The sequence below is a fragment of the Novosphingobium sp. UBA1939 genome (genome assembly GCF_002336885.1).
Classification (GTDB): Bacteria; Pseudomonadota; Alphaproteobacteria; order Sphingomonadales; family Sphingomonadaceae; genus Novosphingobium.
Genome location: NZ_DDFB01000117.1, coordinates 1 through 14,345 on the forward strand (window position 1 = coordinate 1; position 14,345 = coordinate 14,345).

At 64.8% G+C, this 14,345-nt stretch carries 11 protein-coding genes; 5 read left to right on the forward strand and 6 right to left on the reverse strand.

Annotated elements, in window-relative coordinates:
* Positions 1-68: 68 nt before the first annotated feature.
* The 5 genes from B3547_RS15350 to B3547_RS15370 form a co-directional block, all read right to left on the reverse strand.
* A complete protein-coding gene (locus tag B3547_RS15350) occupies positions 69-701 on the reverse strand; it encodes a glutathione S-transferase family protein (RefSeq protein WP_292964479.1) in 633 nt (210 codons plus the stop codon).
* A 72-nt stretch (positions 702-773) separates the two neighbouring features.
* Complete coding sequence (locus B3547_RS15355; RefSeq protein WP_292964481.1) at positions 774-2,105, reverse strand: c-type cytochrome; 1,332 nt, start codon at positions 2,103-2,105, stop codon at positions 774-776.
* Positions 2,102-4,264, reverse strand: coding sequence for a xanthine dehydrogenase family protein molybdopterin-binding subunit (locus B3547_RS15360; protein ID WP_292964483.1), 2,163 nt, complete (start codon positions 4,262-4,264; stop codon positions 2,102-2,104). The genes B3547_RS15355 and B3547_RS15360 overlap by 4 nt, the downstream gene beginning before the upstream one ends.
* A complete protein-coding gene (locus B3547_RS15365) occupies positions 4,257-4,712 on the reverse strand; it encodes a (2Fe-2S)-binding protein (protein ID WP_124807755.1) in 456 nt (151 codons plus the stop codon). The genes B3547_RS15360 and B3547_RS15365 overlap by 8 nt, the downstream gene beginning before the upstream one ends.
* Positions 4,713-4,950: 238 nt before the next feature.
* Entirely contained in the window at positions 4,951-7,311 is a 2,361-nt protein-coding gene (locus tag B3547_RS15370) for a PAS domain-containing protein (protein ID WP_292964485.1), read from the reverse strand.
* Positions 7,312-7,582: 271 nt separating this feature from the next.
* Here B3547_RS15370 and B3547_RS15375 point away from each other — a divergent pair, with 271 nt between their 5' ends.
* From B3547_RS15375 to B3547_RS15385, 3 genes are all read left to right on the forward strand, one after another.
* Positions 7,583-8,419 carry an alpha/beta fold hydrolase gene (locus B3547_RS15375; RefSeq protein ID WP_223806439.1) on the forward strand — a complete coding sequence of 279 codons (837 nt, stop codon included), beginning with the start codon at positions 7,583-7,585 and terminating at the stop codon, positions 8,417-8,419.
* 46 nt (positions 8,420-8,465) lie between these two features.
* Positions 8,466-9,185, forward strand: a complete 720-nt coding sequence (locus B3547_RS15380) for a hypothetical protein (protein WP_292964486.1) — start codon at positions 8,466-8,468, stop codon at positions 9,183-9,185.
* 62 nt (positions 9,186-9,247) lie between these two features.
* Positions 9,248-11,455 carry a TonB-dependent receptor gene (locus B3547_RS15385; protein ID WP_292964487.1) on the forward strand — a complete coding sequence of 736 codons (2,208 nt, stop codon included), beginning with the start codon at positions 9,248-9,250 and terminating at the stop codon, positions 11,453-11,455.
* 63 nt (positions 11,456-11,518) lie between these two features.
* On the opposite strand, the gene B3547_RS15390 is transcribed toward B3547_RS15385, so the two are convergent.
* The gene (locus B3547_RS15390; protein ID WP_233497548.1) at positions 11,519-12,259 is read right to left on the reverse strand and encodes a response regulator transcription factor; all 741 of its coding nucleotides are present in this window, start codon (positions 12,257-12,259) and stop codon (positions 11,519-11,521) included.
* Positions 12,260-12,418: 159 nt separating this feature from the next.
* On the opposite strand from B3547_RS15390, the gene B3547_RS15395 reads away from it, so the two are divergent.
* Both B3547_RS15395 and B3547_RS15400 read left to right on the forward strand, forming a co-directional pair.
* Entirely contained in the window at positions 12,419-12,781 is a 363-nt protein-coding gene (locus B3547_RS15395) for a response regulator transcription factor (protein ID WP_292964488.1), read from the forward strand.
* A 146-nt stretch (positions 12,782-12,927) separates the two neighbouring features.
* Positions 12,928-14,334 (forward strand): aldehyde dehydrogenase family protein, encoded by a 1,407-nt coding sequence (locus tag B3547_RS15400; protein ID WP_124807878.1) that lies wholly within the window; start codon positions 12,928-12,930, stop codon positions 14,332-14,334.
* The last annotated feature ends 11 nt before the right edge of the window (positions 14,335-14,345 follow it).

Genomic DNA, 14,345 nt, shown 5'->3' on the forward strand with positions numbered 1-14,345 from the left:
GTCCTGATCGAACTTCGCCAGGCGGCGGGGCGACACCGCTCTTGGGACACGCTAATCGCGTGCGAAACCTAAGGCAGTGGGATGGTCTCGTCGATCGTGACAAGGCCCAGCCCTTCGGCCCCGATGGCCGCCGCGACCGAAGGCCGCCGGCCGACAAGGCGAAGCAGCGCGGCGATGCGGGGAAAGGGCGCCAGGGAAATTTTGAAATGCCGCGTCCAGCTGGCGATCACGAAGAAATAGGCATCCGCGGCGGTAAACGTTGCCCCTGTCAGAAAGGGGCCAACAAGATCGCGCTCGACCTGCGCAAGACGGCCCTCGATCCGCTCCAGCGCAACGGCGCGCGCGCGTTCGTCAAGCGGCCAGCGCAGCGGTACGAAGCTCTTGTGCAATTCGGCGGCGGTGAAGCTCTGCCATTCGAGCACCCGGTAGCGCTCCATCGTGCCGGCGGCGGGCAACAGATCGTCGCGGCCGAACCGTTCGCATAGATATTGGGCGATCACGATGTTCTCGGTCAGCCATGTATCGTCTTCAAGCAGGAGCAGCGGCACCATCCCGCGGGGGGCGATGGCGCGATAATCCGAACCGTCCGGTCGGTGCTTCAGCGATACGTCGACCACTTCAAGCGCGAAAGGCGCGCCGATCTCCCGCAGCAGGATATGGATGGAGAGCGAACTTGCGCCGGGATGGATAAACAGCTTCATCGCGGGGTTCGCTTTCATTCCAGCAACGCCGCTCCGGCATTCGGCGCATGTATCACGGCAGGGCGATCCCTCTCACTGCTCTCGCAGTTCCCGCACGCTCGCCGCGGTCAGATTCGAGGCCTGCGTTCCGAACCGGGCGGTAACGTAGTTGGCAACCGCCGCGATCTCCGCGTCCGAATAGGCGGCATGGAAGGCCGGCATGTAGGGACCGGGCGAATGCGCCAAACCACCGCCGTTCAGCACCATCAGCGCGACATTGGTGCCGGTGCGATCGTTGACGGCCCGGATACCGGTCAACTGCTGGAAAGGACTGACAGCTCCCTTGCCGCTCCACGCGTGGCAACTGACGCAAGCCTGCTCGAACACGCGCTTGCCGTGAGGATTGCCCGTCGGGCCTTGCGAAGCGACGGGGTTGGCCGGCCCGGCCATCGCGGGCAGGCCAGAGCTGTGAATGGAGGGAATGGTGCGCAGATAGGCCGCGATCGCGGCAACGTCCGAAGGTGTCAGCCGCCCGGTGCTCAATGAAACCACCTCGGCCATCGGACCGGAGGCGACACCGCGTTGCGGCGCATGCCCGCGCGCAAGATAGCTGACGAGGTCGTCCGACGACCACGCCCCGATGCCGCTCACCTGATCACCGGTGATGTTGTAGGCGTTCCAGCCTTCGGCAGCGCCGCCAGCGAACTTCTGTCGGGTGTTCATGGCCTGCATCAGCGTGCGCGGCGTGTGGCATTCGCCGCAATGGCCGGCCGCTTCGACCAGATAGGCGCCGCGATTCCACTGGGCATCGCGATCGGCGACCGGACGGAACACCGGTTCGCGGTTGAACAGCGCTCCCCAGATCGCCATCAGCCAGCGCTGGTTGAAGGGGAAGCTAAAAGTGTTGGGCAAGTTTGCCTGCCGCACCGGCGCCAGACTGGCGAGATAGCGACGGATCGCCAGCACATCGTCATCGGTCAGCATGGCGTAGGATGCGTAGGGGAATGCCGGGTAGAGCCGTTGGCCATCGCGGCCGATGCCCTTGTGCACGGCGCGCACGAATTCGGCATCGCTCCAAGCCCCGATACCGGTCTCCCGGTCGGGCGTGATGTTGGGGGTGTAGATCGTGCCGAACGGCAGCTTGAACGCACGCCCGCCGGCAAATGGCTTGCCACCCTTGGCGGTGTGACAGGCCTGACAATCGGCGGCCTCGGTCAGATAGCGGCCCTTCGTGAGCGGATCAGCCGACGCCAGTTCGGATGGAACCCCGGTGGGCGACCGTCCGCGGTAGGTGGCCAGATCGACCTGACGGCCGCCCGCGAACGCCAGCGGCCCCGGCAAGGCCACTTGCCACCAGGCAAGTCCACCAGCGATGGCAAGCGCCGCAATGGCGCCAAGGAAGATCGTTTTGCGGGTGCCTTTCATCGCCAGGCGCTCTTGCTTAGCAGGGAGGGATCGACGGGCATCCGGCTGAGCTGGATGCCCGTTGCGGCGTAGATGGCGTTGTTGAGCGCGCCCTGGACGGTGACCGTGCCAGGTTCGCCGATCCCGCCGGGTGCCTCGGCGCTGGGCACGATATGGACCTCGATCTGCGGCATCTCGTCGATGCGGACGACGCGGTAGTCGTGAAAATTGCTTTCCTGCGTCCGCCCGTTCGCCAGGGTGATCTGGCCATAGAGCGCGGCGGAAAGGCCAAATACCATGCCGCCCTGTATCTGGGACACGATGCCGTCCGGATTGACGGGCGTTCCGCAGTCCACCGCCGTGGTCAGCCGCTTGACCGCCACCGTGCCGTCCTCGGCCACGACAACTTCGGCCACGGTGCAAAGATACGTACCGAACACGTATTGCAGATTGATGCCACGCCCCGCGCCCGCCGGCAGCGGCGTGCCCCAGCCCGCTTTCTCCGCGGCCAGATCGAGCACCGCGCGGGCGCGTTGATGTTTGCCGATCAGGCTGCGGCGAAAGGCGAGCGGGTCCTGCCGCGCTTCGCGCGCCACGCGATCAACGAAGCTTTCGGTGGCGAACACGTTCATGTTGGGTCCGACGCCGCGCCAGAACGCGGTGTACACGCCGCGTGGTTCGTGGCGGACCCAGTCCACGAGCAGGGCGGGCATGTCGTAGGGCGTCTCGGCCGCGCCATCGACGGCATCGCTATCAATTTTGCCGTCGTAGGCGGGTGGCAGCCAGCGCGCGACCACGCTGGGGCCGACAACGCGATGCGACCAGGCCTCGACCTTGCCGTTCGCGATCCTGGCCTTGAGCCAGGCGCCATAGACCGAGCGATAGGGCGCCCGCGCTACATCCTCTTCCCGGCTCCAGACGACCTTGACCGGGCCATCGACATGTTTGGCGATACGCACGGCCTTGCGGACCCCGTCCACCTCCAGGCGCCGGCCGAAGCCGCCACCGATAAGATGGTTATGGACCGTCACCTGGTCCGGACTCAGACCTGCCTCTTGCGCGGCAGCCCGCTGCGTCATCGTCATCACCTGCGTGCCAACCCAGACCTCGCATTTTCCGGACGTGAGGTGGACGGTGCAGTTCATCGGCTCCATCGGGGCATGGGCCAGGAGGGGCAAGGCGTAGTGCGCCTCGATCACGCCATCGCCCGACAATTTCGCCGCTGCGCCGGTATCCAGCGCGACGTGCGCCTCGGCTTGCGATGCCTTTTCCAGATCCGCCCACAAGTCGGCAGTGCCCAGTGCGGCATTGGGACCATCGTTCCAGGTGATGTCCATCGCTGCCAGCGCGCGCATCGCCGCCCAGCTGGTTTCGGCCACCACCGCGACCATGTCATCAAGCACGATCACCTGCTGCACGCCGGGCAGGGCCTTGGCCGGGCGGTCATCGACCCGCACGACCTTCCCGCCTACCACCGGAGCGCAGGCCAGCGAGGCGAACCGCACGCCTTCGGGCATCGCGTCGATACCATAGCGGAGCGAGCCATCGACCTTGTGCGCGGTATCGAGCCGTCGCTGCGAATGGCCGATAAGGCGGAAGGTTTCTGGCGACTTGAGCGGCGGATCAGCCGGAACCGGCTCGCGCGCGGCCTGTGCGGCCAGAGCGCCATAGGCAAGGCGGCGACCGCTGGGCTGGTGGACGACTTCACCCGGTTCGGTGCGGCATTCCGCCGCCGGCACATGCCATTGCCGCGCGGCCGCCGCTATCAGCATGGCACGGGCGCTGGCGCCGGCCTTGCGCATGACCGGCCAATAGCCGCGCACCGATGTCGAACCGCCGGTGGCCTGCACCTTGAAGATCGGATTGCCGTAGAGCGCGTCGTCGGCCGGCGCCTCTTCCAGCTTGACCGCCTCAAGCGCGACATCCAGTTCCTCGGCGATCAGCATCGCCAAAGCGGTGTAGATGCCCTGCCCCATCTCGGTCTGCGGCATCACCAGGGTTACGTTCCCGTCCCCAGCCAGGCGGATGAAGGCGTCGGGGGCGAAGGCTGCGGAGGCGGGGGCCGCGCCGGTTGCCGCAACCACCGAAACGCCCCGGACGGTAAGGCCAAGCACCAGCGCACCGGCGCCAAGCGACGCGCCGCGCAGCACCTGTCGGCGCGAGAGAGCCGGATCAGCCATGACGCGCCGCCTCCTTGATGCCCTCGCGGATACGCACATAGGTTCCGCATCGGCAGATGTTTCCAGCCATGGCGGCGTCGATCGCGGCATCATCGGGCGTCGGATTGCTGGCCAGCAGGGCCGCGGCCGACATGATCTGGCCAGATTGGCAGTAACCGCACTGGATCACGTCCAGATCGAGCCACGCCTTCTGGATGCGCGCGCCGGCCGGGGTCGTACCGATCGCCTCGATGGTCGTGACCGGCTTGTTGCCAATCTCCCCCACCGGCAATTGGCAGGACCGGACGGGTGCGCCATCCAGATGAACGGTGCATGCGCCGCATTGCGCGATGCCACAACCGAACTTGGTGCCGGTCAGCCCCAGATCGTCGCGCAGCACCCAAAGCAGCGGTGTTTCGGCATCGACTTTGACCTCACGCTGCTGGCCGTTCACGTTAATGGTCGTCACGCCTGATTCCTCCGATTTTCGGGCAGGTTACGCCAGATCGGATGCCGCGGACAGACCTACCTGTGTATGGTTTTGGCCGGCAAAAAGGGGCAGCGGGGAGTGGAAGCCTTAAAGGACGCCGGCGCACGCCTGCAAAGGCGCTTGTCGCAAGCGCAAGGCCAGACGATCAAAGTGCATGAACATTCCGAAGCTCAGCGTCTGGAGCGCTGCTGCGGCACGACCCCGCCCAGCCGGGCATTCAGTCCAGGGCAGCGATACCGGGCACCATAAAGCTGAATACCGCGCCGCCGCCCGGCTCGTTCCGCACATGCAGGTTCCCCCCCATGCCCTGCACCGCGTTGCGGCAGACCTGCAGCCCCATCCCCATGCCGGTCGCTTTGGTGGTAAAGAACGGTTCGAACAGCTTGTCGAGGATATCGTCCGGGATACCGGGACCGGTATCCCGCACCGAAACCGCGATGCCTTCGGAAGCGTTCGAGATTTCGACGGTGATCTTCCGCGGATCGGTCCCCGCCAGCATCGCCTCTGCCGCATTGGTGATGAGATTGACCAGCACCTGCTGGAACTCGACAGGATCGGCGAGGACGAGCGCAAGATCGGGATCGCAGTGCAGCACCAATTGCGCCTCTGCCCGCCTGACCTCGCTTTCGAGCAGACCACAGGTGGCCCGCGCCAGCGCGCTGATATCGACGCGCCGCAATTCGCGGCGCCGCGGCGCAAGACTCTCGCGCGTGTGCTCGACAATCGCCTGAACACGGTGAACCGTCCGGGTCAGCCGCTCGATGCCACGGATCGCCGCCTCAAGATTGGGTGTTTCCCCGGTGAGCCAGCGCACGGTGGTCTGCACATCCATCGCCATCGACGCGATGGGCTGGTTCAGTTCATGCGCGATGGTGGCGGAATAGGCACCCACCGTTGCAATGCGGTTGGCCCGTGCCAGTTCGTCCTGCGCGGCGCGGCGCATCTCCTCGATCCGCTGCTGTTCGGAAAGGTCGACGAGGTTTGACAGGTGCAGGTCGTCCGACAGCCGGTTCACGTTGAAATGAACGGGTATCCGGCGGGAATCCTTGCCGATCAGCACGGTCTGCCCGGAAATATGCTCTTGATCGTAATAGACCATCTCGAGCTGGCTTATCAGGACGTCGCGGCCGTCCTCGGCGTTGTGCGCGGGCGGGTTGGCCGCCAGTTCGGCAAGGTCCGCATAGCCCATCATCTGGGCGAGCGCCCGATTGACCCGCGTGGTCCTGATATTCGACAGGCATTCCTCGAGAACCTGCGGATTTTCGTCGAAGTACGCCTGCAAATCCTGGACGCCTTGCGCCTTGATGCGTTCGAGGATGGGCTTGGTCAGACTGAAGTCCATCTCGGCGAAGCTGATGCCGCCCACGTCGAACAGACTCGAATAGCGCGCTTCCGTGCGCAGCAGTTCGGCCGTCCGCTCGGCGACCCTGCGTTCGAGGTTGGCCATCAGGTCGTTGACGCGCTGCTGGGCCAACACCTCGTTGTGGATGTCCGTCGCGCCGCCATAGAAGCGCAGTATCTCGCCGGTCTCGGCGGACCGCACCGCCCGGCGTGCCATCGACATCCAGTGATAGCTGCCGTCCTTGTGCCGCAGACGGACCTGGCAGGCGATATCTTCGCCGGTTTCCAGTGACCGCGTCAGCACCTGGCGCAATGGCCCGATATCCTCGGGATGGACGCATTCGCGCCAGGTTTGCCCGGCAATGCCCTCCTCTCGTTCAACGCCGGTAATCTCGGTGAAGCGCTGGTTGAGAAAATCCCATTTCCCGTCCGCCGTCGAGCGCCAGAGCAACTGGGGAACCGAATCCGCAAAAACTGTCAATTCCCGTTGGCTTTCTTCCAGTTCGTTGCGGACCTTTTGCAGTTCCTCCTTCGCGGTTACCTCTTGATGTACGTCGGAAAGCCCGCCGAAGCGCTCGATCTCGCCGGTGATGGGTGAGCGGACTGGCTTGTCGTAAATGTGCATCCAGCGATACGAACCGTCGGCCTGGCGCACGCGGATCTCGAGGTCGGTCAGGGTCTGCGTGGCGACCGCATGGGGAACCGCGGCATGAAGCGCGGCAAGGTCATCCGGGTGGACGACATCGTTGTAGCGCTCGTTCGCCAGCACGCTTGAGCGATCCAGTCCGGTTACATGGGTCCAGTGTTCGTTGAGGTATTCGATCTCACCCCGCGGGTTAGACCGCCACAGCACGAACGGGACCGAGTTGAGGAAATGTTCGATCTCGGCCCGGCGGCGGTCTGCCTCCGCGCTCGCCGCGCGCAGGCGTCGTTGGCTTAGCAACAGGAATGCGACAACACCGATCGCGATGCAGGGGAACAGCGCCTGCGCTGCGGCAGCAAGCGGCGCCGGGTCCGCCTGCGCCAGAAGCCGGGCGGCGAAAGCCAGCGCCATGCAGACAGGCGCTCCGACGAGAACCGCGATTTCCCCGCCGCCCGCAAGGGCCGCTGCGACTACGACTAGATGGAGAATGGAAACAGGCAGATTATTCGCAGAGGCCCGGTCGAGGAAAAACACCACCCATGCCATGAAGAAGGCGCCAGGCAGCCAGAGATAGCTGTATTTGCGGTCGGTCATGCCAATCGGTCCCATCGCCCAATCTGCCTGTCATTCCATCGCTATTCGCGCCTGACAAGCCGCCGCAGCGCATGAGCCTAACGTCAAACCCCTATTGCCGCCTGAGCAAGTACGAAGCCGCCTGGAAGCATCCCCGGCCCGTGCGTGAACACCATTGTAGCCATATGGTGCTCGGCTGCGATGGCTGCGCGCTGGTATGCCCTCCCCCTACCTTGTTCTGTCTGGCTATCGCAAACCGCCATGCTCAAGCTCTCCGCGAAAGGAGAACCCCTTGAACCAGCACAAGACAGCGCCGACGCAGCACGTCGTGGTCGGCGAAACGCGCTATGCCTATCGTCGGTTCGGCGACGAAGGAGGAAACCCCATCGTGCTTCTCCAGCATTTCACCGGAGGCATGGATCACTGGGACCCCTTGCTGACCGACGGCCTTGCCCGCAAACGCCCGGTCATCCTGGTCAACAACGCCGGGGTCGCCAGTTCCACGGGCACCGCGCCACCGACGATCGAGGGCATGGCCGGATGCATCGCCGAATTTGTCGATGCACTCCAACTTCGCACGTTCGATCTGCTCGGCTTCTCGATGGGCGGCATGGTCGCGCAGGCGTATGCCAAGCAGCACGGCGACCGCGTGCGCAAGCTGGCGCTGCTAGGCACCAGCCCGCGCGGCGGCGAACCCACGCCCTATCAGGCCGAAGTGGCACAGCGAGCCAGTGGCAACGCCAACCTCGAGGACTTTGCCTGGCTGTTTTTCGGCCATTCCGAAGCGGGCCGCGCGGCCGCGGCGGCATTCTGGCAGCGCCGGCATGAACGAACAGAAGATGTCGATCCGCCCAGCGGCATGGCCACGATCATGGCGCAAGTGGCCGCCGGACGGGACTGGCTTGTGCCCCACGGCGAACGCTTCGCCGATCTTGCGGCGATCAGCTGCCCGACGCTGGTCGTCAATGGCAGCCTCGACGTGATGCTGCCAACGATCAATTCGTTCCATCTCCAGCAGCATCTGCCCGATGCGCAACTCATCCTCTATCCCGATGCTGGCCATGCGGCACAGTTCCAGTATCCCGAACTGTTTCTGGCCCATCTCCTCCTGTTTCTCGACGGACACTGAGCAGCGTGCGGACGATTGCCGCCCGCTGCCGAATGAAGGACATGCTATGGATCCCCTCGCTTCCGCAACCATTGCCGCCCATGGCGGGCTGGACCAATGGAAGCGCTTCACCACGCTTTCCGCACGGCTCGCGCAAGGCGGCGCGCTTTGGCCGCTCAAGGGGGTCGGCGGCGTGCTGGACGATACCGTGGTGACCATAGACCTGACCCGCCAACAGGCCTCGCACGCGCCCTTCGGCGATGCGGCGCGCAAGTCCGCGTTCGCGCCGCATCGGGTTGCGTTGCTGTCCGGCGCGGATACCGTGCTGGAAGAACTGGCCGACCCGCGCACCTCGTTTGCCGGGCACACGCTCGAAACCCCGTGGACCGAACTGCAGCTGGCCTACTTTGCCGGCTGCGCGATGTGGACCTATCTGACGCTCCCCTTCCTGCTGGCCGAGCCGGGAGTCACGGCGCAGGAAATCGAACCCTGGGAGGAAAGCGGGGAGCAATGGCGCCGCCTCGCGGTGACATTTCCCACGCACATCGCCACCCACAGCACGCACCAGACGCTTTACATCGGCAATGACGGCCTGCTGCGGCGCCACGATTACGACGTCGAGATCGCCGGGAACACGCCGGGCGCCCACTATCCCGCAGACTATGTCGAAGTGCAGGGCATCCGGTTTCCCACCCGCCGCCGCATCTATCCGCGTCAGGCCGATGGCAAGCCGATGGCCGAGCCGCTCGTCGTGTCGATCGATCTCGGCGACATCGTGCTGCGCTGATGCATCGCGGCCCATTGGAACGACCATGGCGGTACGACCGATTGACCGATAGAAACCTCGGAATGCGGCACACGATTTTCGGCGCGTGCTTGTTCGTCGCAGCCTCCTTCGCGGCGCCTTCGGCAGCGTCCGCCACCGATCCCGGCAGTAGCGCTGCCGCGACGGATACCTCCCACATCGTCGTGACAGCCTTGCGCCGCCCGCTGCCCGCAGACGCCGTGCCCGCCAGCCTGACCGTTCTGACCGGGCAGCAGTTGCAGGCCCGTTCGGTCCGCTCGTTTGCCGATCTGGCGATGATCGAACCCAGCCTCCAGATTTCCGCCTATCAGGGCGAGAGCCAGATCTTCGTGCGCGGGATCGGCGCGGTCACCTTCCTGGGCGGATTTGACAGCAGCATCGCGGTCAATCTCGATGGTGTCTACCTTGGCAGGCCGAGCGCAGCGGCATCGGCGATGTTCGATCTCGACCGGATAGAAATCCTCAAAGGCCCGCAAGGCACTCTCTATGGCCGCAACGCCACGGGGGGCGCGATCAATCTGGTGAGCCGCGGCCCCGCGCAGGACTGGCAGGCCGACGGGCGCGTGGCGTTCGGCAACTATGCCCGCGCCGATGCCTTCGCCAGCATTGCCGGCCCGCTGACCGACAGACTGGCAATGCGCTTGTCGGTGGGGAGCAGCAATCACGCCGGCTACACCCGGCTGATTACCGGACGCGATGCAAGTGGCAAGGAACACGTTGATCGCGCCGAGGACCAGCACGACCAGAGCGCCCGCCTGCGGCTGGACTGGCAGGCCCGCAGCAATCTGAAACTTGCCCTCTCCGCCGATGTCAGCCGGGCTGATGACCGCGCCGTGGTGTTCCACTTTGCCGGGCCGGGCTATGGCAACAATCCCGTCTTCCTCGCGCGCCTTGCGCAAGGCATCGTCGGCCCGGTCGGAGCGCGCACCATCGCCTCGTCCGTGCTGCCGTTCAACCGGCCGCTGAACTGGGGCCTGATGGCCCGGGCCGAGCTTGATCTGGGGGGCACCATATTGAGCGCGACGGCAGCCTACCGCCAGACGCATCCGAAAAACTTCGACGATCTGTCGAACAGCACCGTGCTGGCCGAAACCCAGTACAAGGAAGAAAACGCCCGGCAATGGAGCATTGACCTGGCGCTGCACTCCGCGCCTTCGGCCACGCTCACTTACTGGCTCGGCGCCTCGCACTACATCGAGCACAATGCGGTTCGCAACGAGTACTTCTTCCCTTACCTCGTTACGCTTCTCGGCGGCACGGGCAGTGCCGACTGCTGCCTGTTGCGGGCCAACGGCAAACAGCGCACCCTTGCCGATGCGCTGTTTGGCGAGGTTGGCGGCGCGATCTTGCCTCGCACCACAGTCACCGTTGGCGGACGCTGGACGCGCGAACGCCGCCAGGGGAGCAATCTGCTCGATTTCACCGGCCTCCAGACCCTGAACAATTCGGTCCTTGCTCCGGCCGATTTCCGGTCCTTCACACCAAAGGCCGTGATCGACCGCAGGCTTTCGGGGCGCAGCCATATCTTCGCCTCGGCCACGCGCGGCTACAAGGCAGGCGGGTTCAACCTCGGCTCTGCGCAGAACACGCCGTATGCCCCGGAAAAGATCTGGTCCTATGAATTGGGTGCCAGGTTTGCCGGCCCGAACTGGAACATCGAAGCGAGTGCCTTTCACTACGATTACCGCGACCTTCAGGTGCAGGATGTCGACGCGAATTCCGTGCTCATCCGCAACGCGGCAAACGCAAGGGTCGACGGCGTGGAGCTGGGCCTGCGCGGCGCGAGCGGGCCGCAGTTCCGGTTCGCAGCGCAGGCGACCTGGCTGAACGCGCGCTTTTCGCGCTACGCCACCATCAACACCAAGCAGCCCGGCCTCGGCACGCAAGACCTTGCCGGAAACCCGTTGCCCCAGGCGCCGCGCTGGCGCGTACTGGGCTATGCCGAACGGGATTTTGCGCTGCGTGGCGGCGCCATCCTGCGGCTGCGCGGCGATGCCAGCTGGCAGGACCGGATCTGGTTCACCGCCTTTCGCGATGCGCGCGCCACTCAGGCTGCCTGGTGGTGGTTGAAAGCCCGCGCAACGTGGATCCCCGCGCATGGGCGCTGGCAGGCCACCGCGTTCGTCGACAATCTCACGAACACGCGCGCATTCACCAATATCTCCATCACCGGCGATCTCGACGCGAGCCGTGCGCTCGGCAACATGGCCCCGCCCCGCACGTTCGGGTTGGAGTTCGGCTTCCGTCTTTAGGGTCAGGAGCCCTTACCGGCACGGCAGGGCCAAGCACCCGTGCCACCCATCGGCAGCGTCCGCCTAGATGCCGAGCAGGTCGATCTTGCGCAGCATATCGGCGACCGAAATCGACTTGAGTTTGCGCCCCGCGCTTGAGCGATGCATCTTCACCGTGATTTCGGTGATGCCGAGTTCATAGGCGATTTGCTTGTTGAGCAAGCCGCGCGCAACCCCGCGCAAGACATCCGTTTCGCGCGGGGTCAGGCTTTCGCCCAGCCGCCGCACGGTGTTTCGCTCGCCGCCATCCCTGTGCTTTTCACCTTCGGTCCGCAGCGCATGAGACACCACGTCGAGCAGTTCCTGCTGACGAAAGGGCTTTGGCAGGAAGTCGATCGCGCCGGCCTTCATCGCCCTGACGGAGGTGGCGACATCGGCGTGACCGGTGATGAACACGATCGGCACGAACTGGTTCATCTCCCGCAGCTGCGCCTGGAATTCGAGTCCGCCGGTGCCCGGCAACCGCAAATCCAGCACAAGGCAGCATGGCCGATCGGGTATGCCATGCTGCAGCATCTCCGCGGTGGATTCGAACACGGCCGTTTCAAGGCTCACGGATTCGAACATGTCCTGCAGGCTTGCGCGCACGTCGGGATCATCATCCACGACGAGGACAAGCGGCTGCCGCGATGTGAACTGGGCCGATGCTTCCTGCACGAGAGCTGCCCTGACCGTAGCCATGGATCGCCTTTCCGGCCGATCGGCCTTGTATTGCGACGCCAATCTACATCGACTTTGCCCGCAGTGCCAGCCGCCGCGCCCCATACCTCGGTATGGGAAGGCACAGAACAAGAGCTATGCAGCCGCAACACTGCTATCAATTGGCTGCAAAGTAGCCGATGACCACCAGCGGCAACACCGGCCTGGCAATGCCAAGCAGCCCCGAACGAGAGGACAATGTTGGTGCCTGGGCCTTCCCCGAAAATGCCGGCCCTAATCGGAATTGTCGACGATGACGATGACGTGCGTGAGGCTTTGCAAGGGATGCTGGAAAGTCACGGCTATCTCACGGCTTCGTTCAAGTCGGCTACCGATTTCCTTAAATCTGCCGATGTCTCGAGTTTCTTCTGCGTCATCACCGACTTCCAGATGCCGGGTCTGACAGGACTCGATCTGATCGATGCGCTGCGGGATTTTGGAATGCCCACGATCATGATCACAGCGTTTGCCACGCCGGTGATCGAACGGCAGGCCCGGAATGCCGGCGTGCGCCTTTTCCTGCGCAAGCCTTTCAATCCCCAGCAGCTTGTTGCCGCGATCAAATCCATTCGCAACGGGATGATGTGAAGCGTCGCCCGCGCGCAGCGGCAGCCACGGAGACTTTGCGCGCAGCAGGGCATACCACGGTAGAGCTGTGCCGAATGCCGGCACCCGATCATGGTGGCGACCAAGACGTCCCGTCGCCAACGGCGGCGCCACCAAGGAATTGCCCCATGCCTTACCACCTCCTGATCGACGGCGCACTGGTCGACGGCACCGATACCATCAACGTCATCGATCCAACGATGGCCCAGCCCTTCGCGCAGTCGCCGCGCGCCAGTGCCGCTCAGGCCGAAGCTGCCATACAGGCCGCCAAGCGCGCTCAACCCGCCTGGGAAGCCTTGGGTTACGAAGGCCGCAGGCCGTACCTTGAACGGTTTGCCGAGGCGATCACCGCCAACCTCGATTCCATTGCAGCAACCCTGACCCGTGAACGCGGCGGCCCGATTGCAGATTGCCGCTTCGAGGTGGGCCGCGCGCGCGATGCCATCGCCCACTTCGCCACGCAGTCTCTGGCCGATCGCGTGCTGCTCGAAACTCCCGGACAGCGCATCGTCGAACAACGCTACGCGCATGGGGTGCTGGTCGCTATCATGCCGTGGAACCGGCCGATGACGCTGCTCTCGTTCAAGCTTGGGCCAGCGCTGATTACCGGGAACACGGTGATCGCCAAGCCCGCCCCCACCACGCCGCTTTCAACCCTTCTCCTCGGCCAGCTGGCTGCCGAAATTTTCCCCGCCGGCGTCTTCCAGACCCTGGTGGATGCCAATGACCTCGGCCCTCTGCTGACCAGCCATCCCGACGTCGCCCACGTCAGCTTCACCGGCTCGACGCCGACCGGCAAAAAGGTGCTGGCGTCGGCCGCCGATACGCTGAAGCGCTTTACCCTGGAACTCGGCGGCAACGACGCAGCCATCGTGCTGGACGACGCCGACATCGCCAAGGTTGCAGACCGCATCTTTGCCGCAGCCTTCATCAATGCAGGCCAGGTCTGCTTTGCCACCAAGCGCGTCTACGCCCCGCGCCGACATGCAGCCGATCTCGCAGCGGCCCTTGCCGAACGGGCCGCTGCGGCGGTTCTGGGCGATGGCATGGACCCTTCCACCACCATGGGTCCGCTGCAAAACCGCATGCAGTTCGACAAGGTGCTGGACGTGATCGCGTCCGCCCGCGCGCAGGGCGGCCGATTCCTGACCGGCGGCGACGCCACCGGTCAGGGCTACTTCATCCGCCCGGCAATCGTCACCGGTCTGCCCGAGCAGGCGCGGCTGGTTCAGGAGGAACAGTTCGGCCCGGTTCTCCCGGTCCTGGCCTACGAGCATGTGGACGAAGCGGTGGCCGCGGCCAACGCCAGCGACTTCGGGTTGGGCGGCACCATCTGGGGTACAGACACGGACCGGGCCATGGCCGTGGCCAGCCGCATCCAGACCGGCACCATCTGGGTGAACCAGCACATGGCACTGCCCCTGGACGTTCCGTTCGGCGGCGCCAAGCAATCGGGCATAGGTCTCCAGAACGGCCTTCCGGGCATGGAAGACGTCACCCAGTTGCGTGTTCTCAACGCCATTCTGGCGGAATGAGGGGATCGGCG

Bases quoted from the DNA above. Each gene is read 5' to 3' on its own strand.
- B3547_RS15350 (WP_292964479.1), bottom strand. From the start codon at position 701: ATGAAGCTGTTTATCCATCCCGGCGCAAGTTCGCTCTCCATCCATATC.
- B3547_RS15355 (WP_292964481.1), bottom strand. From the start codon at position 2,105: ATGAAAGGCACCCGCAAAACGATCTTCCTTGGCGCCATTGCGGCGCTT.
- B3547_RS15360 (WP_292964483.1), bottom strand. From the start codon at position 4,264: ATGGCTGATCCGGCTCTCTCGCGCCGACAGGTGCTGCGCGGCGCGTCG.
- B3547_RS15370 (WP_292964485.1), bottom strand. From the start codon at position 7,311: ATGACCGACCGCAAATACAGCTATCTCTGGCTGCCTGGCGCCTTCTTC.
- B3547_RS15380 (WP_292964486.1), top strand. From the start codon at position 8,466: ATGGATCCCCTCGCTTCCGCAACCATTGCCGCCCATGGCGGGCTGGAC.
- B3547_RS15385 (WP_292964487.1), top strand. From the start codon at position 9,248: ATGCGGCACACGATTTTCGGCGCGTGCTTGTTCGTCGCAGCCTCCTTC.
- B3547_RS15390 (WP_233497548.1), bottom strand. From the start codon at position 12,259: ATGGGGCGCGGCGGCTGGCACTGCGGGCAAAGTCGATGTAGATTGGCG.
- B3547_RS15395 (WP_292964488.1), top strand. From the start codon at position 12,419: ATGCCGGCCCTAATCGGAATTGTCGACGATGACGATGACGTGCGTGAG.
- B3547_RS15400 (WP_124807878.1), top strand. From the start codon at position 12,928: ATGCCTTACCACCTCCTGATCGACGGCGCACTGGTCGACGGCACCGAT.